Here is a 24,263-nt window from a genome sequence, read left to right as displayed (position 1 = left end):
TCCGTCTCCCTCAGCTGACCGGCAGGACCTTCAGTGAGCGGCGGCGGACGCCGTCGCCGGAATCCACGATCGAGGAGATGTGGGAGACGACGCGCTCGTCGGCCGACGGATCGGCCGACGGGTCGTCGTGCACCCGGAGGATCTCGTACGTGGTGGCGCGCTGCGCCGGTACGCGGTCGGCGCCGCGGATCAGCTGGAGCAGCTCGGGGAGGTTGGAGCGGTGCTTGGCCCCGGCGGAGGAGACGACGTTCTCCTCCAGCATCACGGAGCCGAGGTCGTCGGCGCCGTAGTGCAGGGTCATCTGGCCCATCTCCTTGCCCGTGGTGAGCCAGGAGCCCTGGATGTGGGCGACGTTGTCGAGGAAGAGCCGGGCGACGGCGATGACGCGCAGGTACTCCAGCGAGGTCGCCTGGGTGCGGCCGCGCAGCTTGTTGTTCTCGGGCTGGTAGGTGTACGGGATGAAGGCGCGGAAGCCGCCGGTGCGGTCCTGGACGTCGCGGATCATCCGCAGGTGCTCGATGCGCTCGGCGTTGGTCTCGCCGGTGCCCATGAGCATGGTGGTGGTGGATTCCAGGCCGAGGCCGTGCGCGGTCTCCATGATCTCCAGCCAGCGCTCGCCGGACTCCTTGAGCGGGGCGATGGCGGTACGCGGCCGGGCCGGCAGCAGTTCGGCGCCGGCGCCCGCGAAGGAGTCGAGGCCGGCGTCGCGGATGCGGACGATGGCCTCCTCGACCGGGACGCCGGAGACCTTCGCCATGTGGGCCACCTCGGAGGCGCCCAGCGAGTGGATGACCAGTTCGGGGAAGCGCTCCTTGATGGCGGAGAACATGGTCTCGTAGTACTCGACGCCGTAGTCCGGGTGGTGCCCGCCCTGGAACATGATCTGGGTGCCGCCCAGCTCGACGGTCTCCGCGCAGCGGCGCAGGATGTCGTCCAGGTCCCGGGACCAGCCCTTGTCCGTGTCCTTGGGCGCCGCGTAGAACGCGCAGAACTTGCACGCGGTCACACAGACGTTGGTGTAGTTGATGTTCCGCTCGATGATGTACGTCGCCAGGTTCTCGCGGCCCGCGTAGCGGCGGCGGCGCGCCGCGTCGGCGGCCTGGCCGAGCAGGTGGAGCGGGGCGTGGCGGTAGAGCTCCAGTGCCTCGTCGGGCGTGAGGCGGCCTCCGGTGGCGGCGCGGTCCAGAGCAGCGGTGAGATGACTGGTCGGGATGGCCATCGGGCCACCTTTCTGTTTCGGATGGGTCGGCGAGCGCGTTATCGGGTGCGCCCGGTCTCCAGCAGACGGATGCTCAGATCGGGCGCGAAGCCGGCCTCGGCTCCGCCGACCCGGCGGGCGAACTCGCGGAGTCCGGCGAGCTGCCGCTCCCCCAGGTCGAAGTCGAGCGCGGACAGGTAGTAGCGCTTGAGGGTCTCGAAGTCGAACTCCGCCCAGCGGGCCGCCTTGTGGCAGACGGCCTCGATCTCGTCGAGGAAGAGTTCGCGCGAGCGCAGGAATCCGGAGTGCACCTCGCGGACCAGTTCGGGGTGCTCCTCCACGAAGGCGCGCCGGGCGGCGAAGACCGCGAAGACGAACGGCAGCCCGGTCCACTCGCGCCACATCTCGGCCAGGTCGTAGACCTGGAAGCCGAAGGTGTCGGCCTGGAGGAGGGAGGCGCGCAGCGCGGCGTCGCCGATGATCACGGCGGCCGGGGCCCCGGCCATCATGGTGGGCAGGTCCGGCGGGCAGTCGAAGTAGGCGGGGCGGACGCCGATCGACTCGGTGAGCAGCAGTTCGGCGAGGCGGACGGTGGTGCGGCTGGCCGTGGTGCAGGCGAGCGGGACGCCGTCCAGCTCCTCCAGCGGCACCTTGCTCAGCAGCAGACAGGACATCACCGGCCCGTCCGCGCCGACCGCGATATCGGGCAGGACGACCAGGTCGTCGGCGTGGCGCAGGTACTCCATGACGCTGATGGGGCTGACGTCCAGCTCACCGGCGACCAGGGCGTCGCTCAGCCGCTCCGGCGAGTCGCGGTGCAGATCGAGGTCGAGCAGGCTTCCCGTACGGGCCAGTCCCCAGAACAGGGGCAGGCAGTTCAGGAAGTCGATGTGGCCGACGCGCGGCCGGCCGAGGCCGGCCGGGGAGGCGGGCCGGGCCGGGCCGGCGACGGTCGTCATCAGGCGTCCGCCGAGTCCGGTCCGAGGACCTCGACGCCGTCGCTGACCCGGCGCACGTGAATGCACTCCCCCGGGCACTCCTTCACCGAGTCGGTGACGTCGCGCAGGGCGATGGTGGGCACGAGGACCGTGGCACCGGCCTCTTGCTGGAGGTCTCCCTCGGCGTTCCTGACATAGGCGAGCCCGTCGATGTCGAGCTCGAAGACGTCGGGCGCGTACTGGCAGCAGATCCCGTCGCCCGTGCAGAGGTCCTGGTCGATCCAGACCTCCAGGGCATCACCCGTGAGGTCCTCGTCCCGTACGGTCATCGCGCACACCTGCCGATACTTGTCGTGATGGTGGTCATGGGTCAGACCCGCATGGGCTGGGGGGTCTCGCGGATCTCCGGATCCGGGCCCTCGTACTCGCGGACGATCTGGTAGAGGGTGTTGCGCTCCACGGGCTGGAACCCGGCGTCGCGGATCAGGTCCAGCAGGTTCTCGCGGGACATCTTGTCCGGGGTGCCGTAGTTGTCCGCGTCGTGGGTGATCTTGTACTCGACGACGGAGCCGTCGATGTCGTCGGCGCCGTGGTTGAGGGCGAGCTGCGCGGTCTGGAGGCCGTGCATGACCCAGAAGACCTTGACGTGCGGCACGTTGTCGAAGAGCAGCCGGGAGACGGCGAAGGTCTTCAGGGACTCCGCGGGGGTGGCCATCTTGGTCCTGGCCATCAGCCGGTTGCGCTCCTTGCCGTCCATGGAGTCATGGAAGTCGTGCTGGTAGCGCAGCGGGATGAAGACCTGGAAGCCGCCGGTCTCGTCCTGGAGTTCGCGCAGCCGCAGCACGTGGTCGACGCGGTGGCGGGGCTCCTCGATGTGCCCGTAGAGCATGGTGCAGGGCGTCTTGACGCCCTTCTCGTGGGCGAGGCGGTGGATGCGCGACCAGTCCTCCCAGTGGGTCTTGTGGTCGACGATGTGCTGCCGGATCTCCCAGTCGAAGATCTCCGCGCCGCCGCCGGTCAGCGACTCCATGCCCGCGTCGATCAGCTCGTCGAGGATCTCGCTGGCGGGGAGGCCGGAGATGGTCTCGAAGTGGTGGATCTCGGTGGCGGTGAAGGACTTGATCGCCACGTTCGACGGCAGCGCCTCCTTCAGGGCCCGGATGGAGCGCGGGTAGTAGCGCCAGGGCAGCGTCGGGTGGAGGCCGTTGACCAGGTGCAGCTCGGTGAGCTGCTCCGACTCCATCGCCTTGGCCAGCTTGACGGCCTCCTCGATGCGCATGGTGTACGCGTCCATCTCGCCCGGCTTTCGCTGGAACGAGCAGTACGCGCACGAGGCCGTGCACACGTTGGTCATGTTGAGGTGGCGGTTGATGTTGAAGTGGACGACGTTGCCGTTCTTCCGCGTCCGTACCTGGTGGGCGAGTCCTCCGAGCCAGGCCAGGTCGTCGCACGCGTACAGTGCGATGCCGTCCTCCCGGCTGAGGCGCTCGCCGGCGGCGACCTTCTGTTCGATCTCGCGTTTGAATCCTGCGTCCACCCGTGCGTCTCCTCAGCGTCGAGTCCGGCATGGATACGGTCTGCTGGCCCCGCGAACACAACAGCCCCGGGCAGCGCAGCTCCATGCTGGTGGAACGACCGCTAAGAGAATCCCTACAGATACGATCCAGCGCCTGCACCGGGGTCCCCGCTTGCCCGTACCGTGAACTTTCGCAAAGGTCCGCCCTCGGACCGGGACACGCGCATCGGCGTAAGGATGAAGACGCATGTCGAACACAGCGACCGCCTCCCCCACCCGGCAGCTGGCCCGGGGACGACTCCTCTATCCCCTGGCCGCGACCGTGGCGACCGTCATCGTCTGGCTCATCGGGCACGCCGCCCTCGACAACGGCATCCGGGCGAAGGCCTCGGGCGGTGACGTCCAGGAGATCGGCCTGCCCATGGTCGTCATCGTGACGCTCGTCGTGGGCTTCGCCGCCTGGGGCGTGGCCGCGCTGCTCGACCGCAAGCCGGCGTCCGCCCGCAGCCGCTGGACGATCATCTCGTCGGTCGTCTTCGTGCTCTCCCTGCTCGGCCCGGCCGGCAGCGGTGAGGGCGGCGGCTCCAAGATCACGCTGCTGGCCATGCACGTGGTCGTCGCCCTCGTGCTCATCCCCGGGTTCGCCCGGACCGCGCGAAAGGACTGAGGCATGGCGAAGACGGAACTGCGCCTGCGCAAGAAGGGCGGCGCGTTCGTCGTCGACGGCCTCGGCAAGCCCACGGGAACGCTGAAGTTCGACCGCGGGATGCGCACGGGCACGGTCACCGTCGGTGGCCGTGCTCTGCCGATCGCGGCCACCGGACGCCGGCGGACCCGGGTCACGGCCGCCGACCCCGCGATCCTGTGCCTGGACGGCGGGGGCGCCTTCGTGCCCGGGGGCGGCGCACCGGTCGAGTGGCGGATGTCCCCGCCGGGCAAGGGCCCCTACCGGGCGACGCTGGTCCGGGGTTCCGACACGATCGACTTCTCCCTGGCGAAGTCCGACGGCAAGTCCGTACGGATCGACGTCACCGGGACCTGGGACGACCTCGAACTGCTCGCGCTGGCCGGCTCGTTCGCGCTGCTGTCGCGCCGCCGCGGCGACACGTACCTGAAGATGGCCTTCGTCGCCGTCATCAGCGGCGGCCAGCACACCCACTGAACGGTGACGCGATGACCTCCCTGACGGACCCGCCCGGCCGCCCCGACGAGGGCGCCGCCGCGCGGGTCCTCGTCGTCACGGCGGTCGCCGCGGAACAGGACGCGGTGGCCGGCGCCTTCCGCGATACCTCCGCCGCACCCGCGCACGCCCCGGCCGCCGCCCGCACCCTGCACCGGGTGACCGCGGGCGGCGTCGGGGTGGACGTGCTGGCCGCCGGTGTGGGGCCCGCCGCCGCCGCGGCCACCACCGCGACCGTTCTGGCCGCCGCCGCGCAGCGGGGGGCCGGTTACGGACTGGTCGTCAGCACCGGGATCGGCGGCGGCTTCCAGCCCGGGGCGCCGCTGTGCTCGCTCGTCGTGGCGAGCCGGATCGTCGCGGCCGACCTGGGAGCCGAGACGGCCGAGGGCTTCGTCCCGGTGACCGGGCTGGGCTTCGGCACCGTCGAGCACCGGCCGGACGCCGCGCTCGTGGCCCGGGTCGCCGAGGTGACGGGGGCGCGGACGGGCGCGGTCCTCACCGTGTCCACCGTGACCGGCACGGCCGCGCGCGCCACCGCGCTGCGGGACCGTCATCCGGACGCGCTGGCGGAGGCGATGGAGGGCTTCGGCGTGGCCGAGGCAGCCGCGGCGGTGGGCTGCCCGGTGGTGGAGCTGCGGGCCGTGTCCAACGCGGTCGGTCCGCGCGACCGGGAGCAGTGGCGGATCGGCGACGCGCTGAAGGCCCTGACGGACGCCACCGGCCGGCTCGCCCCGGTGTTCGAGGCTCTGCCGGCCGGTGCGCGCTCCGGAGCGGTGGCTCAGTAGCGGTAGTGGTCGGGCTTGTACGGGCCCTCGACCTCGACACCGATGTAGGCGGCCTGCTCCGGGCGGAGCGTCGTCAGCCGGACACCCAGCGAGGCCAGGTGGAGCCGGGCGACCTTCTCGTCCAGGTGCTTGGGCAGCACATACACGTCCGTCGGGTAGTCACCGGGCTTGGTGAACAGCTCGATCTGGGCCAGCGTCTGGTCCGCGAACGAGTTCGACATCACGAACGACGGATGCCCCGTCGCGTTGCCCAGGTTCAGCAGACGACCCTCCGACAGCACGATCAGGACCTTGCCGTCCGGGAACGTCCACGTGTGGACCTGCGGCTTCACCTCGTCCTTCACGATCCCGTCGATCCGCGCGAGACCGGCCATGTCGATCTCGTTGTCGAAGTGACCGATGTTCCCCACGATGGCCTGGTGCTTCATCCGGGCCATGTCCGAGGCCATGATGATGTCCTTGTTGCCCGTCGTCGTGACGAAGATGTCCGCCTGCTCGACCACGTCGTCCAGCGTCGCGACCTGATACCCGTCCATCGCCGCCTGCAGCGCGCAGATCGGGTCGATCTCCGTCACGATCACCCGGGCGCCCTGACCCCGCAGCGACTCCGCACAGCCCTTGCCCACATCCCCGTAACCACACACGACCGCGGTCTTGCCACCGATCAGGACATCGGTGGCCCGGTTGATCCCGTCGATCAGCGAATGACGGCAGCCGTACTTGTTGTCGAACTTCGACTTCGTCACCGCGTCGTTCACGTTGATCGCCGGGAACAGCAGCGTGCCGTCACGGTGCATCTCGTACAGACGGTGCACACCCGTCGTCGTCTCCTCCGTCACCCCACGGATCTCCGAGGCGAGGACGGACCAGTCCAGGGTGCTCTTCTCCAACAGGGCGCGGACGACGGCCAGTTCCTCGTTCTCGGCGGCGGGCAGCACGCCCGTCTTCTGGTGCTCGACGCCCTTGTGGACGAGGAGGGTGGCGTCACCACCGTCGTCGAGGATCATGTTCGGACCGGAGTGGCCGGGCCAGGTCAGGGCCTGCTCCGTGCACCACCAGTACTCCTCCAGCGTCTCGCCCTTCCAGGCGAACACGGGGACGCCGGCCGGAGCCTCGGGCGTGCCGTTCGGACCCACGGCGATCGCGGCGGCGGCGTGGTCCTGGGTGGAGAAGATGTTGCAGGAGACCCAGCGGACCTCGGCGCCCAGGGCCACCAGGGTCTCGATGAGCACGGCCGTCTGCACGGTCATGTGCAGGGATCCCATGATCCGGGCACCGGCCAGCGGCTGGGCGTCCGCGTACTCCTTGCGGATGGACATCAGGCCGGGCATCTCGTGCTCGGCGAGCGTGATCTCCTTGCGGCCGAACGCCGCGAGGGAGAGATCCGCGACCTTGAAATCGGTGAAGGCGGCGTTCGGCTGAGCGGGCATGCGTACTACTCCTTGGGAGGGGAAAGGGCTGGTCGGGGCCGTACCACCGGTCACGGAACGGCGTTGAGGGCGGGGGCGATCTCGTCCGCGGCCGCGCTGCCGTAGGCGCGCGCGACCGTGTCCAGCAGAGCGTCGCGGTCGACGCGGTACGCCTGCGAGCCGACGGCCCCCAGGGCGGCCGCCGCGGTCACACAGCCGAGCCGGGCCGCCGCCTCCAGCGGCAGCCCCGCGCCGACGCCGGCGAAGAACCCGGCGCGGAAGGCGTCGCCGCCGCCGGTCGGGTCGGCGACCTCGACGCCGGGCACGGCCGGAACCGTGAGCGTCGGCTCGTCCACGGCGTCGATGCGGACGCCGCCCCCGCCCAGGGTGGTGACCCAGGTGTCGACGCGCTCCAGCACCTCCTCGCGGGTCCAGCCGGTGCGCTCCAGCAGCAGGGCGGACTCGTACTCGTTGGTGAGCAGCCACCGGGCGCCCGCGACCAGGTCCCGGACCTCGTCGCCGTCGAGGCGGGCGAGCTGTTGGGACGGGTCGGCGGCGAAGGGCAGCCCGAGCTGGCGGCACTCCTCGGTGTGGCGGAGCATCGCCGCCGGGTCGTTCGGGCAGACGAGGACCAGGTCGGGGCGGTCCCAGGAGCCGACGAGCTGCCACAGGTCGATCTCGCGGGCCTCCTCCATGGCGCCGGCGTAGAACGAGGCGATCTGGTTGGCGTCCTGGTCGGTGATGCACATGAAGCGGGCGGTCTGGTGCTCGGCGGAGACCCGCACGGCGCCGGTGTCGACCCCGTGCTCCTTGAGCCAGACCTCGTACTCGGCGAAGTCGGGGCCCACGGCCCCGACCAGCAGCGGATAGAGACCGAGGCTGCCCAGACCGAAGGCGATGTTGGCCGCGACCCCGCCCCGGCGGACGTCGAGCCCGTCGACCAGGAAGGAGAGCGAGACATGGGCGAGCTGATCGGGGATCAGCTGGTCGGCGAACCTGCCGGGAAAGGCCATGAGGTGGTCCGTGGCGATGGACCCTGTCACCGCGATGCGCACACTGACTCCTGAACTCTTGTAATGCGGCCCGCATCCGGGCCGCGGCGAAGACGGTGCCGGGGTCCCCGGTCAGGCGCCGACGGCGGCACTGAGCGCGGCGGCCCGGTCGGTGCGCTCCCAGGTGAACTCCGGCAGCTCACGGCCGAAGTGGCCGTAGGCGGCGGTCAGGGAGTAGACCGGGCGGAGCAGGTCGAGGTCGCGGATGATCGCGGCCGGGCGGAGGTCGAAGACCTCGGAGACCGCCTGCGCGATCCGCTCCTCGTCGACCGTGGCCGTGCCGAAGGTCTCGATGAACAGGCCGACCGGCTCGGCCTTGCCGATGGCGTACGCGACCTGGACTTCGCAGCGGGCGGCGAGTCCGGCGGCGACGACGTTCTTGGCGACCCAGCGCATCGCGTACGCGGCGCTGCGGTCCACCTTCGACGGGTCCTTGCCGGAGAAGGCACCGCCGCCGTGGCGTGCGTAACCGCCGTAGGTGTCGATGATGATCTTGCGGCCGGTGAGGCCGGCGTCGCCCATCGGGCCGCCGATCTCGAAGCGCCCGGTCGGGTTGACCAGCAGGCGGTAGTCGTCGGTCTCCAGCTTGATGCCGTCCTCGGCGAGCCGGGCCAGGACCACCTCGACGACATGGCGGCGGATGTCCGGCACCAGCAGCTCGTCCAGGTCGATGCCGGAGGCGTGCTGCGAGGAGACGACGACGGTGTCCAGCCGGACCGGGCGGCTGCCGTCGTACTCGATGGTGACCTGCGTCTTGCCGTCGGGGCGCAGATACGGGACGGTGCCGTCCTTGCGGACCTCGGTGAGCCGGCGCGACAGCCGGTGGGCCAGCTCGATGGGCAGGGGCATCAGGTTCGGCGTCTCGTCGGTGGCGTAGCCGAACATCAGGCCCTGGTCACCGGCGCCCTGCCGGTCCAGCTCGTCCTCCTCCTTCCGCGAGGCGCCCTCGACGCGCTTCTCGTACGCGGTGTCGACGCCCTGCGCGATGTCCGGGGACTGCGCCCCGATGGAGACCGAGACGCCGCAGGAGGCGCCGTCGAAGCCCTTGGCCGAGGAGTCGTAGCCGATGTCCAGGATCTTGTCGCGGACCAGGGTGGGGACGTCGGCGTACGCACGGCTCGTCACCTCCCCCGCGATGTGCACCTGGCCCGTGGTGATGAGCGTCTCCACGGCGACGCGGGAGGACGGGTCCTGCCGGAGCAGTTCGTCGAGGATCGCGTCGCTGATCTGGTCAGCGATCTTGTCGGGGTGGCCCTCGGTCACGGACTCCGAGGTGAACAGGCGACGGGACATGGCTCTCCAGAAGGGTGCGTGGTCGGACGGTGGTCGTGCGTGGGCTCTTCCCGCACGTTCCGCGGCGGCTTGGATCACTGGAGCAGCCGCCGGTCACCCGAAGGTGCGCACGGCGATCGCGCCTCCCACGGTCGTGCCCGGGGCTTGAGAACGGTTCGAAGAGTGCTCGATCCGGCCGGACGGCCGGTGGAGCGGGGCAGGCGATCAGCTGCCGACCAGAGCGATGCGGGCGGTGCGGGTGTGCGTGACGGCGGTCCGCCGGCGGAGTTCGGTGACCGTGGAGGCCAGGGCGCGGGCGAACTCGGCGATGTCGGCCGGGGTGGTGCTCTCGCCGACCGAGGCGCACAGCGCGGTGGTGGCCGCCCCCGGCAGGGAGAGCAGCGGTGTCTCGTCGGCGACGGTCTTGCGCACCGCAACCCCGCGTTCCGCGAGTCCGCAGCGGATGAGCGCGGCGGACAGCTCCGGGTGGTGGAAGGCGACCATCGCGGACTGGTGGCGGCCGGGCGTCAGCAGTTCGACCCCGGCGACCGAGGCGACGGCCGTACGCAGCGCCTGTGCCCGTTCGTCGTACGAGGGGGCCGGCCGCTCGGCGCGGTGGACCAGCGCGGAGGCGAACGCGGCGACGGCGGCCGTCGTCGGCACGGGCGAGACGACGGTGGTCGCCCGGGGGGCCCGGTCGCCCGCGTCCGCCCAGGTCAGCGCGTCGCGCAGCGCCGGCGCCACATAGGCGAAGCCGACCGCGCGCGGGCCGCGCAGGAACCGCCAGCCGTCGCCGGTCAGCAGATCGCAGCCGATGCGCGCCACGTCGACCGGCACCTGTCCGAGCGCGTACGCGGCGTCGACCGCGTACAGGCAGCGGTGCGGGGCGAGAAGGCGGCCGATCTCCTCGACCGGGTTGACGATGCCCCGGCTCGCGGGGACGTGCGGAACGGAGACGAGGGCCACGGTGTCGTCGAGGTGCGCGCCCATCCAGGCGAGGTCCAGGTCGCCGTCGGGGCGCAGCGGGACGACCTCGATGCGACAGCGGGTGCGGTCGCGCAGCGACCTGAGGGTGGCGAGGTGGGCGGCGCTCTCGTACGGCGTGGTCCAGATCCGGTCGCCCCGGCCGAGGGCGAGGCCCGAGACCAGGGCCTCGTACGCGGCGGCGCCGCCGGTGAACAGTTCGGTGTGCCCGTCGGGGGTGTTGAGCAGCCGTTCCAGCCGGTGGTGGACCTCTCCGTGCACGAGGTCGCCGACCCGTTCCTCCAGTTCGTGCGGTCCGAAGCGGTCCTCGACGCGGACGCACTCGGTGAGAACCGTGCGGACCGAGGCGGGCATCCGGCCCTGACCTGCCGTATTCAGGTGAATCATGTTCAGGGCCTCCCCTGTGCCAGGAAATTGCCAAGCTGTTGGCAATAGATTGCCTACAGGGCGGGGAATTTGGCAACGCCCGCTCCAGCGGGGCTCTAGTTCTGGCAATACGCGGCATTGCGGCAAAGGGCGGCCGGCACCAGGAACACACGGGGGCACCTGCGGACACCCGCGCGGGCAAACGGGTATCCACGCAGGTCAGTTGGGATGCGCGCAGATCGGGGGCGCGTTCCGCCGGGCGCGTTCCGGTCAGGGAATTGCCGGACTCCAGTAATTCTTGAGCACATCGCGACCGGAATCCAAGGCACAGTTGTCAATGTTCTTGCCAAGGAACAGCACGCACTGGCAGAACCGAGTCACAGAGGAGTCAGTCATGAAGGGTCTCGCCCGGGGTCTGGTCGTCACCGCCACGCTCGCCGCCGCGTTCCTCGCCTCGGCCGGGGTCGGCTCCGCCGACACCATCGGCTGGCCGGTCGCCCCGACCGCCTCGGACTCGACGAACGACACCATCGGCTGGCCCGTCGCACCGGGCACGACGGACACGAGCGGCACGAACGACACGACGAACGGCACGATCGGCTGGCCGGTCGCCCCGGCCACCACCGACCCGGCGGACACGACGAACGGCACCATCGGCTGGCCCGTCATCGGTGCGTGACGGGCGGCCGGCCTCCGCTCCGCGCCGGATCAGGCGCTGTCGGACTCCTTCACGAGCCCGGGGGCCGCGGCCGTGGACGACATCCGCAGCTGGGTCAGCGCCTCCGCCAGCACCCGCCAGATCTCCGCGGCCAGATCGATGTTCCCGCTGGACTGCGCCTCCGCCGCCAGAGCACCGAGGCTCTGGACACCGCTCTCGTCGCCCTCCAGCACCCCCAGCTGATGACGCAGGACGTCGAAGCGCACCCGGTCCCGGTACGTCATCAGCTCGCCGCGGGCCAGCTCCGCGAGCAGGGCACGGGCGTCGTCGTAGCGGCCGGTGACGAACGCCAGGTCCGCCTTGAGACCGGCCATCTCCTGGTCGAGCGCCTCCGTACGCACGAAGACGAGCGCCGATTCCGCCTCGGCGATGCGCAGTTCGGCCGCCGCCGAATCGACCGGGGACCGCTGCAGATACAGCCGCCCGGCCGCCATCCTCAGCCGCACCCACAGGGTCAGGTCCTCGGCACTGGCGAAGCCGGCCAGGGCCTCTTCGAGGATGCGCCGCGCGCTCTCGTAGTCGCCCTGCCGCACCCGTACGGCGGCCACCGTCCACAGCGCTTCCGCCCACAGGCTGTCGGAGCGCCCCTCGACCAGGTCCAGGAGTTCGTCGACGTGGACGCGGGCGTCGGGCAGCCGGCCCGCCTCCGTCTCCACGGACGCCAGGGCCAGCAGGACGGCGGCCCGGTCCTCGACGCCGAGATCCGCCTCGCAGGCCAGCCGGTGGGCGTCCTCGCCCAGGGCGAGCGCGGACTGGATCTCACCGACGGACCGCAGACAACGGGCGAGCCGGGTCAGCCCGCGCACCCGCAGTTCGGGCAGCGCGACCTCGTCGCCCAGCCGGACCAGATCCTCCAGCAGGGCCCGCTCCCCCACGTGGTCACCCTCCATCCGGCGGGACTGGGCCAGCAGCCACAGCGCCTGCCAGCGCAGCGCCGGTGATTCGTGGCTCTCGGCGTCGTACGCCTCGCGGAGCACGTCGACGGCGCTGCCGGCCCCGGTGGAGGTGGCCAGCGTGAGGGCGTGCGCGAGGGAGCCCGCGGCGGGCTCCTCGAACTCGGAGGGCTGCAGCCCGAGCCGTTCGGCGAGATAGGCCACGACGCGTTCGGTGGGCTGGCGCCCGCCGGACTCCAGCCGGGAGAGGTAGCCGGTGGACATGCCGTCCCCGGCGAGCGCGGTCTGCGACAGCCCGCGGGCCAGACGGATCTTCTTCAACCGGCTACCGAACGCGGGCTGTCGCAACATGGACCAATTCCTCAAGGAGAGCAGCGGGTCGGGACGCGTGCACGAGCGGGAGCGGCCGCGGAGGGGGACACGCGGGCCGGGGCCACGATCGGACCACGAGCGTACGGCCGCTGCCAAGGTCCGGGCAAACGTTTGCCAGCCCTCACGACCGGGTCTCCAACCCGGCTCACCTGGTGCTTCGGTCCCGCTCGACCGCCCCGCGAGCGGGGCCCGAGCCGATCACGAGCGTTTCGAGGCAGTATGTCGAGCAGCCGTGCCGGAGCGCGTGTCCTCGTAGGGGAGTCGCTGATGAAAGCCCTGGTGAACGCGTCGGGACCGGAGAAGTCCGATGACGACATCGGGTGGCCCTGACGGTCGGTTCAGCCCCGGGGGAGGATTCTGCGCGGTCCGACCTTCGGATGGCCCGGACGGCGCCACTCACGGGGGTAGCCGACGGAGACCTCCTCGAAGCGGACGCCGTCGTACCACGTGGTCCGGGGGATGTGCAGATGGCCGTAGACCATGGTGTGCACGGGGAACCGGGTGTGCCAGTCGGCGGTCTGCGCGGTGCCGCACCACTGCGCGAACTCCGGGTAGCGCAGGATGTCCATCGGCTGCCGTACCAGCGGATAGTGGTTGACGAGGACGAGCGGTACGTCGGGGTCGAGCGCGGCGAGCCGGGCCTCGGTCTCCCGCACCCGGTCGCGGCACCAGGCGTCACGGCTGGGGTACGGGTCCGGGTGGAGCATGAACTCGTCGCTGCACACGACGCCGGCCTCGTAGGCCAGCTCCAGCGACTTCTGCTTGGTGGTGACCCCGGGGACGAGGAAGGTGTAGTCGTACAGCAGGAAGAGCGGCGCGACGGTGACCGGGCCGCCGGGGCCGTTCCACACGGGGTACGGGTCCTCGGGGGTGACCACGCCCAGGCCGCGGCAGAGGGCGACGAAGTGCTCGTAGCGCGCCACGCCCCGGAGCTGGAGCGGATCCTCGCGCGGGGTCCACAGCTCGTGGTTGCCGGGCGTCCAGATCACCTTGGCGTACCGGCCGCTGAGCAGGGTCAGCACCCATTCGACGTCCTTGGACATCTCGCCGCAGTCGCCGGCGACGATCAGCCAGTCCTCGTCCGTCTCCGGACGCATCCGCTCCAGGAGCTCCCGGTTGTCCGTGAACGCGGCGTGCAGATCGCTCACGGCCCAGAGGCTCGCGTTCTCCTGGTGCGGCATATGCGGTGACCTTCTCCGTCGTTTCCGGTAACGCTCCAGTCGTACACGACTTCGGTCGCCCACGATGGAACGGAACCGGGCACCCCCGTCCCGGTGTGCGATCCGGCCCCGGGCCTCCACGTCCTCCCCCGACGGGACGGCCCGGGTTCCGGACTCCGTCGCGTGCCCGCCCTTCTCCGGCCCGGCTCCCGTCCGTTCAGGCGGCGAACAGGTCGAACGTCGAGGTGCGCCGCGGCCCCGACAGCACGTCCAGCAGCGGGTCGACGGCGAGCATCGCCTGGTGCAGCCGCTGGAGCTGCGGCGAGGGCTCCACCCCCAGTTCCTCGATGAGCCGGCCGCGGAGCCTGCGGTACACATCGAGCGCGGAACTCTGCCGGCCGGACCGGTAGAGGGCGACCATCACCTGGGAGTGCAGGCCCTCGTGCCGGGGATGACGGGCGGTCAGTTCCATGAGTTCGGCGATGAGTTCGGTGTGCCGGCCCATGCGCAGATCCGCGTCGATCCGGCGCTCCACCGCCACCAGCCGGCTCTCCTCAAGGCGCATGACCTCGATCTCCAGGACCGGGCCGAGCCGTACGTCGACGAGCGTCTGCCCCCGCCACAGATCGAGGGCGGTACGCAGACGCTCGGCGGCGAGGGCGTTGTCACCCTGTTCGAAGGCGATCTGGCCCTCACGCGCGAGTTTCTCGTAGACGCGGACGTCGATATCCATTTCCGGTATCTGGAACAGATATCCGCCGTGTCGGGTGGCGAGGATGTCCTTGACACCTTCGCGCGAGTCCGGACCCATCGCCGTACCGAGTCTCCTGCGGAGCTGGAGAATATAGGTCTGCAGCGTGGTGAGCGCGCTCTGCGGCGGGTCCGAGGCCCAGATCTCCTCCATCAGCGTGGGGACCGGCACCACGCGGCTGGGGTACAGCGCGAGCAGTGCCAGGATCTGGCGCGGCTTGCCGGCGGTCGGGACGATCGACCCGCCGTTGACCTCGGCCGACAACGGCCCCAGAAGCTGAACCCTCATTCGCCCTCCCCGTTGGCGTCCGCTCGCCCATGGCCGTCAGTGGCCAGAAAGCTGCGCTGTGGAGCAAGCTATCGGGTCAGGACTCACCGAGTAATTTTCTCCAGCGACTCTGTAGCGGACTTCAAATAAATCGCTTTACGCAAACGCTCTTTCTTTCTCTTTCTATAAATTCTTCCAGTGAAATGCACCGGCGGGAACGGCCCGCGTTCCGCCCGTCAGCTGATGGGCACGGCGCCCGCGCCGCCCATCGGCATCACCGAGCCGTTGAGCGGATTGCGGCCGTCGTCGACCGGCGTGGCCAGCAGCGACTTCTGCAGGCGGGCCAGACGGGCCGAGGGCTCGATGCCCAGCTCGTGGACGAGGGTGTTGCGCAGCCGGCGGTAGAGGCCGAGCGCCTCGCCCCGGCGACCGGAGCGGTGCAGGGCGATCATGAACTGGGCGTGCAGGTTCTCGTGGGTCCGGTAACGGCTCACCAGGACCGTCAGCTCCGCCAGCAGTTCGCGGTGGCGGCCCAGCCGCAGATCGGCGTCGATGCGCTGGTCGAGCGCGCAGAGACGGGTCTCCTCAAGACGCTTGACCTCCATCCCGAGCTGCGCGCCGGCCTGCACCCCGGAGAAGGGCTCCCCGGTCCACAGGTCCAGCGCCTGGCGCAGGGTCTCCGCGGCGCGCGGGAAGTCGCCCGCGTCCATGGCGCGGTAGCCGATGCCGGCGAGCCGGTCGAACTCCCGGACGTCGCTGACCCCGTCACCGCTGACGAGCATGTAGCCGCCGGGCGCGGTGACCAGGACCTCCTTGGAGGTCCTGGCGGGGCGGTCGGACGGATCCTTGAGAAGCGCCACGGCAATGAGGTCGCGCACCTGGAGCACATAGGTCTGCAGGGTCGTACGCGCACTGCGCGGCGGCTTGCTCCCCCATAATTCCTCGACGAGGACCGAAACGGGCACGACCTGGTCGGCGTGGAGCGCCAGCAGGGCGAGAACCTGACGGGGCTTGGGCGCGGTCGGCGTGATGGAGACCCCGTTCTCACGGACCTCCAGCGCCCCCAGAGCATCTATGTCCACGCAGCTCGCCTCCCTGGCTTCCGTTCTGGTGCACAAGGCTTCACATTAAAAAACAGCACAGGCGGTTTGTCAATCAGCCCAGCCTCCACCCACCCTTGCTCGCAAGGGACTTGAGAGACGGCGCGCCTGCGCTACTGGGGCGGATTGCCGTGCTTGCGGGACGGCAGGTCGGCGTGCTTGGCACCCAGCATGGCCAGGGAACGGATGAGGACCGCACGGGTGTCCGCGGGGTCGATGACGTCGTCGACGAGGCCGCGTTCGGCCGCGTAGTACGGGTGCATGAGTTCGGCCTTGTACTCCTTGACCATGCGGGTCCGCATGGCCTCGGGGTCCTCGGCGTCGGCGATCTGTCGGCGGAAGATGACGTTGGCGGCGCCCTCCGCGCCCATGACCGCGATCTCGTTGGTCGGCCAGGCGTAGGTGAGGTCCGCACCGATGGACTGGCTGTCCATCACAATGTAGGCACCTCCATAGGCTTTGCGCAGGATCAGGGAGATCCTCGGCACGGTCGCGTTGCAGTACGCGTAGAGCAGCTTCGCCCCGTGCCGGATGATCCCGCCGTGCTCCTGGTCGACGCCGGGCAGGAAGCCGGGTACGTCGATCAGCGTGACGATCGGGATGTTGAAGGCGTCGCACATCTGGACGAAGCGGGCGGCCTTCTCGGAGGCCTCGATGTCCAGCACACCGGCCAGGGACTGCGGCTGGTTGGCGACGATGCCGACGACCTGGCCGTCGAGCCGGGCCAGCGCGCACACGATGTTGCGCGCCCAGCGCTCGTGGACCTCCAGGTAGTCCCCGTCGTCGACGAGCTCCTCGATCACCTTGTGCATGTCGTACGGACGGTTCCCCTCGACGGGCACCAGCTCGTACAGCGCCTCGCCGCGGCGGTCCACGGGATCGTCGGAATCGACCGAGGGCGGGCTCTGACGGTTGTTCTGGGGAAGGAGGGAGAGGAGGTAGCGGACTTCGGTGATGCAGGTCTCCTCGTCGTCGTACGCGAAGTGCGCGACGCCGGAGGTCTCGGCGTGGACGTCGGCGCCGCCGAGCCCGTTCTGCGTGATCTCCTCACCGGTGACGGCCTTGACGACGTCGGGGCCGGTGATGAACATCTGCGAGGTCTCACGGACCATGAACACGAAGTCGGTCAGGGCGGGGCTGTAGGCGGCGCCGCCGGCGCACGGGCCGAGCATCACACTGATCTGCGGGATGACGCCCGAGGCCTTGGTGTTGCGCTGGAAGATCCCGCCGTACCCGGCGAGCGCGGAAACACCCTCCTGGATACGGGCGCCCGCGCCGTCGTTCAAGGACACCAGCGGTGCACCGGCCGAGATGGCCATGTCCATGATCTTGTGGATCTTCGTCGCATGGGCCTCACCGAGCGCCCCGCCGAAGATCCGGAAGTCGTGCGCGTAGACGAACACCGTCCGCCCGTCGACCGTCCCCCAGCCGGTGACCACACCGTCCGTGTACGGCTTCTTCGCCTCCAGGCCGAAACCCGTCGCCCGATGCCGCCGCAACTGCTCGACCTCCTGGAACGAGCCGGGGTCCACGAGCAGATCGATGCGCTCGCGCGCGGTCAGTTTGCCCTTGGCGTGCTGGGCCTCCGTGGCCCGCTCCCCCGGCCCGCCCAGGGCCTGGGCGCGGATCGCGTGCAGCTCGGCGACCCGCCCGCCGCCCTGTCCCGCGCCCGCTTCCGTACGGCCGGAGTCCACTGCCACCGTCATGTCCGTTCCTTCCCTGAGGGCGTACGACATCCCGTCACCGCCAGCTGCCGGGCGCGCGGTACGCCTGCGGCTCCGGCAGCCGGTGCCGGTCCCGCTCCGGCCGCTCGGGGCCGCTCCGCCGGGCGCGCGGGCGCAGCCCGAGCAGCAGGACGGTCAGCGCCGCCACCTCCTCGGCGTCGGCCCGGCCGCGCTCCACGCGCAGCAGATCGCCCACCACCTGCTCGCCGATCTCCGGATTCGTCATGACGGCCTCCTCAGACCTGTTCCGATGTGCCCGGCGGAACGCTCTCGCCCCACCGGGATCCGGGCGCGCCGCGTCCCGGGCGTGCGTGCCGGGCGTCGCCGGGCCAGCGGGACGTTCACCGCACGGCCTACGCCCGGCCCGTCACCACGGACCTCAGCGCGGCCGCGAGCGCGTCCGCGCTCGCCTCGGCGCTCCCCGTGCCCACCATGACCACGACCGGATCCCGGCCGGACGCGACCGTGCGCGCGATCTCGTACGCCGTCACCGCGGCCGGACCGCACCCGCAGAGCAGCAGCCCGGACCCGCGCACCATCTCCGCGAGGGCGGACGGCAGGGCGAGCGGGGGTCCCTGGCAGCGGAGTTCGACGATGCGCTCGGGTCCTTCGTGGAGCCGGACGAAGCGGCTGTGCGCGCCGGGCACGACGCCCTCCTGCGCGACCAGGCAGATGACGTCCGCCCCGGGTTCGCCGCGCCGCAGCGTGGTCAGGGCCGGGACGCCGGTCCCGGCCGCCCCGCTCCCGGGCGTCCCCGGCGGCGGCTGTGCCGCCCTCGGCACGTCCACGTCGTCCAGGACCGCGACGAGCTGTGCGACGGTGGTGTCCGTGCCGGGGAACTCCGCCAGCGCGCGCAGCATCCGCACGCACTGCGACAGCAGCAGGGCCGCGTCGTCGTCGCGCAGCACCGCGCGGTCGTAGAGGGAGGTCAGGCCGAGGCTCCCGTCGGGCTCGTGACGGGCCACCAGGGTGAACGGGCCGCCCGAGCCGCCGACGAGCCTCGGTACGTCGACGCGGATGCCGTGGGCCTCCAGCTCCGCGCGTACGGCCGGGACCATCGGCGGTCTGCTGTCGAAGTCCACGGTGGTGTCGGCCGGACGCACCGCGCGCCCGGCCCACCGGTTCAGCAGATCGTCGCTCGTCCAGGGGTAGTTGGCCATGTCCAGTCCGGCGTCGCGCAGCCGCAGCAGCAGCGCGTCCAGGCGTTCCGCCGGGTCGACCGTCACGGTGAGGGGGACCCGGCCCCCCAGCAGGCCGGGAACGTCGGCGGAGCCGGGCATCGCGACATCGCGCGCCGACAGCCGTACGCCGAAGGTCACTTCGGCCGGGCCGCCCGGGGTCTCCCGCGCGGCCCGGTGCAGTAACAGCGCCCAGACCAGGTGCAGCGCGCTGGACTCACCGGCGCCCCGGTCGGCCGCCCAGGCCCGCAGCCGCAGCGCCTGCGTGGGGCTGAGCCGGCGCCGTACGCGGGCATCGCCGCTCTGCCGGGTGGCGCCACCGGGCCGTCCGGGCCCCGACCAGGCGTCGGGCGGCGGCGCGGCGCACGCCCAGTAGGCGCGCGCTGCGTCCGGGGACTGGGCGGCCAGCCAACGGGCGTGGTCGCGGACGTCGGGGCGCCGCTCCCCGCCGGGCAGGGAACCGCCCGCCAGGTAGGCGCGGTAGAAGGCCCGCAACAGGATGTGCACGGCCCGCTCGTCCAGGAGGGCCCGGTGGTACGTCAGCAGGACCCGGGTGCACGGCACGGAGGCGTCCGGGGTGGCCGGAACGTCCTCGAACAGGGTGAGCCGCAGCAGCCCGGCCCGGTGCAGCGCGAAACCGCGCGCCCGGTCGTCCTCCAGCAGGTCGTTCCAGGACCGGAGCGCGGAACGGGAGCGGTGGGCGACCTCGATGTCCGCGTGGTCGTGCAGCACCAGCCGGGGGGCAGCCACCCAGTCGAAGGCGCTGCGCAGCACCGTTTCGCGGGCCGCGACCGACTGCCAGGCGGCCACGAAGCGGTGCGGGTCCAGCTGTCCGGTCCAGCGCAGGGCGACCTGCTCCACCTGGCGCCCCGGATCACCGGGCGCGCCGACGGCGGCCCGGACCCGGTCGAGCTGGGTGCCCGACAGCGGTACGGTCCGCGCCCCGCCGGGCAGCAGCAGGAGATCGGCGAGGAGTTCGGGGGTCAGCGGCGCGCCCCGGGCGGGGTCGCGCGGGACGAGGGTCAGGGCGTGCCGGCTGTCGGTGAGACCGGTGACCAGGACGGAGAAGCCCTGGTGGCGCTCGACGATCCGGGCCGCGAGCCGGTCGGCGTCGGCGGGTGCCAGCGCGCCGTGCAGCTCGATCACATGGGAGCCGTCGGAGGTCCTCGCGGACGCCGTGTGCGTCGCGCAGAGCACGCCTCCCGGGCTCGGGTGTCCGCCGCTCATTCCCGGTCCCGCGCGCCCTCGTCCCCCGCGTCCCGGCCGCCGGCGGCCGGGGACGGGTCCGCGTCCGGTCCGGGCAGCGGGCCGCGGTGGGCCTCGCTCACCAGATACCGCCCCTGGACCTCGTGGGTGCCGAACGTCCAGGTGCCGGTGTCCGGGGCGGGTGCGGCCAGCCGGGTCCGCCCCTCGGCGTCCGACTCGAAGCCCACCCGGGAGAAGCTGTGGCGCAGGCCGTATCCGAGCGCCTTGGTGTACGCCTCCTTGAGGGTCCAGAGCCGCAGCAGTTCGGCCTGCCGCCGCTCCGGGGGCAGCTGGGTCAGCCGCCGCACCTCGCGGGGTGTGCACATCTCCTCGCCCATCAGGTCGAAGGGGATGGAGCGGTCGGCGCGTTCGATGTCCACGCCGACCGGTCCGGTGCGGCTGACCGCGACGACGAGGAGTTCGTCGGTGTGCGCGAGGCTCAGCGAGAGCTCGTCCCATCCCCGCACCCCGGGCCGGCCGCCGGGCCGGAAGGTGAAGTCGATGGCTCCGACGGGCACTTCCAGGGCCTCGGCCACGGTGTACTTCATGACGTAGCGCGAGGCCGCGAAGCCCAGCCGCTGCCCGGTCGCGGGGAACTGCCGGTAGCGGGGCCAGTCCCGGCCCAGCGTCTGGCGCAGATCGGGGTCGAGCAGGGCGGACGGCGCCCACACGCCCCAGGTGGTGTGGACGACCACGTGGCCCGCACTGCTGAAACGGTCCTGCACGGCATCCCACGGACCGTCCGGGCCGCCCACGTACAGCGGCTCCGTGCTCACGGCGCTCACCACAGGATCCTGGTGGCGTGGAGATCGGTGTCGACACCCATCCGGTCGCGCCGGTCCAGCTCCGCCTCGACCCCGGCCTGGGCACGGTCGAAGGGGCCGACCGGGGGCAGCCCGAGGCGCTGGACTGCGCGGGCCAGCGCCAGCGGTGTCCACCCCCCGGAGGCGAGGAAGCCACTGCTGCCGTAGCGGGCGGTGTCCCGACGGACCGCCAGCACCACGCAGGCGGTGAGGAGCTGGGCGTACCGCTCCGCCGCGGCGGCCCCCGTCCCGGGCACCCTGCGCTCCGGTCCGGTCAGCAGCCGGCGTTCGGCCAGCAGCCGTCCCGCGGCGCGGGCCCTCCCCGCCTCGGGGCCGTCCGCGGCGCCGGAGCCGTTCCGCTCCGCGGCGGCCGCGTCGAGCAGTCCGTGCAGATCGGCGACCGGGTCGGTGGGGAGCGTGCCGTCGTCCGTTCGGCCGGTGTACTCCCCGGCCGGGCGGGCGGCCGCACGACCGCCGCCGGGACCGGCCGACGAGGGCAGCGCGCGCAGGAGTTGGGCCCTGCTCTCGGCCGTACCGCTCGCGTCGCGTACCCGGGCCGTCCCGTCCGCCGCCCGCAGGCACCAGCGCAGGGCGGCGCTGTCGCGCCCGTGACCGCATTCGCCGAGCGTGAGCACGGCCTCGTCCAGGATCTCGGCGGCCAGCGCGGGCACGACGCAGCCCGCGGCGGCCCGCAGCACGGCGTCGCCCGTGCCGGACGGACGGCTCAGCGAACGCAGCGCCACGGCCGTCAGGCTCTCGCAGGCCAGCAGGTCGGCGAAGCTCCGGGCGAGGGAGGCGCGCCAGCGCGACAGCCCCGGTGTTCTGCGCTCCCCCTGGGCGACGGCGCGCACGGCCGCCCGCAGCGCGGTTCCGGCGGCGGCGCCCAGCGCGGCGGGCCCGAGCAGCCGGGCCAGTTCCACGGACCGGTCCGGCAGCGGGGCCCCGGGGACGGCGGCCAGGGTGGAGGTGACGAGGGCGTGGCCCAGCTCGGGATCGCGGCGCAGCAGCGGCCGGAGCGCGGCGGCCAGCGCCTCGCCCCCGGTGAAGTGACCGCCCTTGGTGACCGGCAGGATCTCCGACTCGACCAGTCCGCCGAGCCCGTCGAACGGCCGGCGCCCGGCCCCGTGGGCGAGGGCGTGGTGGCCGTACGGGTTGCTCCGGTCGCGCGGGTCCCCGAGCAGCCCCTCCAGGCGCCGGGCGCGCTGGAGGACGGCGGCCGGCAGCGGCGCGGCCACGTGGAAGGGCGGCAGCACGGGTCCGGCCGGCCGCTCGTCCGCCAGGAGCGCGCCGCGGCCCGCCGGGGTCCTCGGGTGGACCTGGCCCGGCCCGTCGGCGGCGTCGGTGTGCCGGGGGGCACCGTCGGCGGGCACGGCCGCGCCGCCGCGGTTCCTCGCTCCGGGCTGCTGCAAGCGCAAGACCCTGCCCATCGGCGTGCTCCTCCTCGTCGGTCCTGCCGGTGCGGTCGCTGTGATCACCCCACGTGGCGCAGGGCGCTCTCCGCATGCCACTTGGCCAGCCCGAGGATCTCGGTGGCCGTCTGCCCCAGCCCCGTACGCACCTCGTGGCGCGCGTCGGTGAGGGTGGCACCGGCACCGAGGAACGAGGCCAGCGCCTCTTCCCTGAGCATCACCGAGTGCGTACAGACCACCGTGAGTCCCGAACCGTCCGGCAGCAGGGACCACCGGACGGTGTGCCCCGCGAGGATCTGGGGCGCCACCACGTCCTTGTGGACGAGGTATCCGGCGGCCGGGAAGCCGAGCCGGACGGCGCCCGAGGTGACGGTGTCGCCGCCGTCCCAGGCCGTGCTGTCGATGTCGACGATCTGGACGCCCGGGGCGTCCGTCCCGACCTGGACCCGGTCGATGTGCGGGACCAGATCGGGCCAGTTCTCGATGTGCTGGAGGAAGTCGTAGACGAGTTCGGGCGGGCCCGTGGTGCGGACGCTGTCGGAGAAGGCGAGCAGCAGTTCGTCCAGCCGCTCCCAGCGTTCGGCGACCGCTCTGACCTCGTCGAGCCGGGACCTGACCTCGGTGTCCGGCGGCTGGTCGGCCCCGGGCGTCCAGGGCGCGGGGTAGGGGGTGTCCACCCGTTCGCGCCGCAGGCTGAGGACGCTGCCGCCGTTCCCGTCGGTCGTCACCCGCCAGACACCGCGTCCGACGGTCTGCTGGGTGGCGGGGTCGATCCGTTCGGTCGTGATGGTCCGGTCGTGCGGGTAGAGACGACGGCGTACGTGCAGGGCGCGCGGCCCGTCGCTCGTCATGTCCCACAGGTGGAGCAGTTCACGGGAGCCGTCGGTGTCGATGCGTTCGGCATGGACGTACGACGGGAAGAGAACGGGCCATCGGAGCGGGTCCGCGAGCAGGCCGTAGACCACGCCGACGGGAGCCGCGACCGGGATCGCGTACTCGGCCCCCTGTGCTGGGTGCGACGACATCCGTGCTGGCCCCCTCTCCAACGGCCCGGATCAGCGGACCAAGGATGCGGTGTCGTGCTGGAGTACGGCTCAAGGCCTGCCTGATCCGACGCCCGTCAGCCCGGGGGGAACGCCCGGTCGGGCATGCCCCGGCCCGCGCCCGGCCGCTGCGGCGGCAGCGACACGGCGAGCCAGGAGAGCAGGAACTCCCGGAAGGGGACCATGCCCGCGCACGACCCGTGCTCGGATCCGCGGACACCGTCGAGGAGCACCACCCCGGCCAGGGCCGCGGAGATCACCGCCGCGGCGCCCTCCGGGGAGTGCTGCTCGGGGAGTTCGCCGCTCTCCCCGGCCCGGACGAGCAGGTCGCCGACCCATCCGTACCACCAGGCGAGGACGCCGCCGCCGGTCTTGCGGGAGGGGTCGCCGCCCAGCCGCAGGCCCGCCCGTGTCACGGGATCGGAGACGACGGCGTCGAGCAGCCGGTTGATCGTGCAGGCCAGTCGCTGGAGGTGCGTCGTCGCTGATGCGCCGCACTCCTCGACCAGGTTCCGCAGGGCCAGCTCCGCCGCCTCCTCGACCGCCGCCGCCAACGCGTCCTTGTTGGCGAAGTGGAAGTGGAGCGCCCCCGTGCTCACGCCGGCCTTCTTGCTGATCGCAGGGAGCGAGGCGAGGGCGTATCCGTCCTCGGCGAAGACCTCCGCGGCCGCGATGATGAGCGCACTACGAGTGCGGGCGGCCCGCTCCTGCTTGACCATGGGTTCCTCCTCAATCCGCCCTGAGCGGCACGCCGAGTCCCCCACTCCGGTTTTCCGCGGACAGCGGTGTCCTGACCCCGGAAGAATAGCAAACCGCACGTCTGGTTGGTTTATGACGGGGTGCCGGATCCCGGACCCAGGTTCACCGCGATCAACGCCTGAACTGGGGAAGGGGCGGATT

At 71.9% G+C, this 24,263-nt stretch carries 23 protein-coding genes; 4 read left to right on the top strand and 19 right to left on the bottom strand.

All coding sequences use genetic code 11. The features are described from left to right. Nucleotides 1–10 precede the first annotated feature (10 nt). The 4 genes from mqnC to mqnE are packed head-to-tail and all read right to left on the bottom strand — an operon-like array spanning nucleotide 11 to nucleotide 3,673. Nucleotides 11–1,219: a cyclic dehypoxanthinyl futalosine synthase gene (mqnC, locus tag ACFVDM_RS20310; RefSeq protein ID WP_383641491.1), complete on the bottom strand. Its 1,209-nt coding sequence runs from the start codon at nucleotides 1,217–1,219 to the stop codon at nucleotides 11–13. Nucleotides 1,220–1,257: 38 nt separating this feature from the next. Beyond that, entirely contained in the window at nucleotides 1,258–2,157 is a 900-nt protein-coding gene (locus tag ACFVDM_RS20305) for a menaquinone biosynthetic enzyme MqnA/MqnD family protein (RefSeq protein ID WP_383641488.1), read from the bottom strand. Then, nucleotides 2,157–2,465 carry a ferredoxin gene (locus tag ACFVDM_RS20300; protein WP_383641485.1) on the bottom strand — a complete coding sequence of 103 codons (309 nt, stop codon included), beginning with the start codon at nucleotides 2,463–2,465 and terminating at the stop codon, nucleotides 2,157–2,159. Before ACFVDM_RS20300 ends, ACFVDM_RS20305 begins: the two co-directional genes overlap by 1 nt. Nucleotides 2,466–2,506: 41 nt before the next feature. Continuing rightward, entirely contained in the window at nucleotides 2,507–3,673 is a 1,167-nt protein-coding gene (gene mqnE, locus ACFVDM_RS20295; protein WP_383641482.1) for an aminofutalosine synthase MqnE, read from the bottom strand. A 226-nt stretch (nucleotides 3,674–3,899) separates the two neighbouring features. Here mqnE and ACFVDM_RS20290 point away from each other — a divergent pair, with 226 nt between their 5' ends. Genes ACFVDM_RS20290 through ACFVDM_RS20280 form a run of 3 tightly spaced genes read left to right on the top strand, consistent with a single transcriptional unit; the run spans nucleotide 3,900 to nucleotide 5,617 of the window. Further along, nucleotides 3,900–4,319, top strand: a complete 420-nt coding sequence (locus tag ACFVDM_RS20290; RefSeq protein ID WP_383641479.1) for a DUF6069 family protein — start codon at nucleotides 3,900–3,902, stop codon at nucleotides 4,317–4,319. Between the two features lie 3 nt (nucleotides 4,320–4,322). After that, complete coding sequence (locus ACFVDM_RS20285) at nucleotides 4,323–4,814, top strand: hypothetical protein (protein ID WP_383641476.1); 492 nt, start codon at nucleotides 4,323–4,325, stop codon at nucleotides 4,812–4,814. Between the two features lie 11 nt (nucleotides 4,815–4,825). Beyond that, a complete protein-coding gene (locus ACFVDM_RS20280; RefSeq protein WP_383641473.1) occupies nucleotides 4,826–5,617 on the top strand; it encodes a futalosine hydrolase in 792 nt (263 codons plus the stop codon). Here the strand turns inward: ACFVDM_RS20280 and ahcY are convergent. The 4 genes from ahcY to ACFVDM_RS20260 all read right to left on the bottom strand — a co-directional run bounded on the left by ahcY (nucleotide 5,611) and on the right by ACFVDM_RS20260 (nucleotide 10,721). Beyond that, the gene (gene ahcY, locus ACFVDM_RS20275; protein WP_383641470.1) at nucleotides 5,611–7,047 is read right to left on the bottom strand and encodes an adenosylhomocysteinase; all 1,437 of its coding nucleotides are present in this window, start codon (nucleotides 7,045–7,047) and stop codon (nucleotides 5,611–5,613) included. The two genes, ACFVDM_RS20280 and ahcY, sit on opposite strands and share 7 nt — an antisense overlap. 50 nt (nucleotides 7,048–7,097) lie before the next feature. Beyond that, entirely contained in the window at nucleotides 7,098–8,081 is a 984-nt protein-coding gene (locus tag ACFVDM_RS20270; RefSeq protein ID WP_383641467.1) for a carbohydrate kinase family protein, read from the bottom strand. 69 nt (nucleotides 8,082–8,150) lie between these two features. Beyond that, nucleotides 8,151–9,371: a methionine adenosyltransferase gene (metK, locus tag ACFVDM_RS20265; protein WP_383641464.1), complete on the bottom strand. Its 1,221-nt coding sequence runs from the start codon at nucleotides 9,369–9,371 to the stop codon at nucleotides 8,151–8,153. A 204-nt stretch (nucleotides 9,372–9,575) separates the two neighbouring features. Further along, nucleotides 9,576–10,721, bottom strand: a complete 1,146-nt coding sequence (locus ACFVDM_RS20260; protein WP_383641462.1) for an aminotransferase class V-fold PLP-dependent enzyme — start codon at nucleotides 10,719–10,721, stop codon at nucleotides 9,576–9,578. 373 nt (nucleotides 10,722–11,094) lie between these two features. On the opposite strand from ACFVDM_RS20260, the gene ACFVDM_RS20255 reads away from it, so the two are divergent. Next, the gene (locus tag ACFVDM_RS20255) at nucleotides 11,095–11,379 is read left to right on the top strand and encodes a hypothetical protein (RefSeq protein WP_383641459.1); all 285 of its coding nucleotides are present in this window, start codon (nucleotides 11,095–11,097) and stop codon (nucleotides 11,377–11,379) included. A gap of 29 nt (nucleotides 11,380–11,408) precedes the next feature. Here the strand turns inward: ACFVDM_RS20255 and ACFVDM_RS20250 are convergent, their stop codons facing one another. The 11 genes from ACFVDM_RS20250 to ACFVDM_RS20200 form a co-directional block, all read right to left on the bottom strand. Then, the gene (locus tag ACFVDM_RS20250) at nucleotides 11,409–12,662 is read right to left on the bottom strand and encodes a helix-turn-helix domain-containing protein (RefSeq protein WP_383641456.1); all 1,254 of its coding nucleotides are present in this window, start codon (nucleotides 12,660–12,662) and stop codon (nucleotides 11,409–11,411) included. A gap of 359 nt (nucleotides 12,663–13,021) precedes the next feature. Next, the gene (locus ACFVDM_RS20245; RefSeq protein WP_383641453.1) at nucleotides 13,022–13,864 is read right to left on the bottom strand and encodes a metallophosphoesterase family protein; all 843 of its coding nucleotides are present in this window, start codon (nucleotides 13,862–13,864) and stop codon (nucleotides 13,022–13,024) included. A gap of 196 nt (nucleotides 13,865–14,060) precedes the next feature. After that, a complete protein-coding gene (locus ACFVDM_RS20240) occupies nucleotides 14,061–14,882 on the bottom strand; it encodes a BTAD domain-containing putative transcriptional regulator (protein ID WP_383641450.1) in 822 nt (273 codons plus the stop codon). 215 nt (nucleotides 14,883–15,097) lie between these two features. Beyond that, a complete protein-coding gene (locus tag ACFVDM_RS20235) occupies nucleotides 15,098–15,943 on the bottom strand; it encodes a BTAD domain-containing putative transcriptional regulator (RefSeq protein ID WP_383641447.1) in 846 nt (281 codons plus the stop codon). 131 nt (nucleotides 15,944–16,074) lie between these two features. Further along, nucleotides 16,075–17,667, bottom strand: coding sequence for an acyl-CoA carboxylase subunit beta (locus ACFVDM_RS20230; RefSeq protein ID WP_383641444.1), 1,593 nt, complete (start codon nucleotides 17,665–17,667; stop codon nucleotides 16,075–16,077). Between the two features lie 34 nt (nucleotides 17,668–17,701). Then, the gene (locus ACFVDM_RS20225; RefSeq protein WP_383641441.1) at nucleotides 17,702–17,911 is read right to left on the bottom strand and encodes an acyl-CoA carboxylase subunit epsilon; all 210 of its coding nucleotides are present in this window, start codon (nucleotides 17,909–17,911) and stop codon (nucleotides 17,702–17,704) included. Nucleotides 17,912–18,038: 127 nt separating this feature from the next. After that, nucleotides 18,039–20,090, bottom strand: a complete 2,052-nt coding sequence (locus ACFVDM_RS20220) for a condensation domain-containing protein (protein WP_383641438.1) — start codon at nucleotides 20,088–20,090, stop codon at nucleotides 18,039–18,041. Next, on the bottom strand, nucleotides 20,087–20,893 hold the full coding sequence (locus ACFVDM_RS20215) for a 4'-phosphopantetheinyl transferase family protein (RefSeq protein WP_383641435.1): 807 nt from the start codon (nucleotides 20,891–20,893) through the stop codon (nucleotides 20,087–20,089). The genes ACFVDM_RS20220 and ACFVDM_RS20215 overlap by 4 nt, the downstream gene beginning before the upstream one ends. Then, on the bottom strand, nucleotides 20,890–22,338 hold the full coding sequence (locus tag ACFVDM_RS20210; protein WP_383641432.1) for a hypothetical protein: 1,449 nt from the start codon (nucleotides 22,336–22,338) through the stop codon (nucleotides 20,890–20,892). Before ACFVDM_RS20210 ends, ACFVDM_RS20215 begins: the two co-directional genes overlap by 4 nt. A gap of 44 nt (nucleotides 22,339–22,382) precedes the next feature. Next, nucleotides 22,383–23,345, bottom strand: a complete 963-nt coding sequence (locus ACFVDM_RS20205) for an SRPBCC family protein (protein WP_383641429.1) — start codon at nucleotides 23,343–23,345, stop codon at nucleotides 22,383–22,385. A 95-nt stretch (nucleotides 23,346–23,440) separates the two neighbouring features. After that, nucleotides 23,441–24,082: a ScbR family autoregulator-binding transcription factor gene (locus ACFVDM_RS20200; RefSeq protein ID WP_383641426.1), complete on the bottom strand. Its 642-nt coding sequence runs from the start codon at nucleotides 24,080–24,082 to the stop codon at nucleotides 23,441–23,443. Nucleotides 24,083–24,263 lie beyond the last annotated feature (181 nt).

The sequence above is a fragment of the Streptomyces sp. NPDC057682 genome, from assembly GCF_042799575.1.
GTDB lineage: Bacteria > Actinomycetota > Actinomycetes > Streptomycetales > Streptomycetaceae > Streptomyces.
The sequence above is the reverse complement of the archived record's forward strand: the minus strand, read 5'-3'. Positions and strand labels throughout refer to the sequence as shown.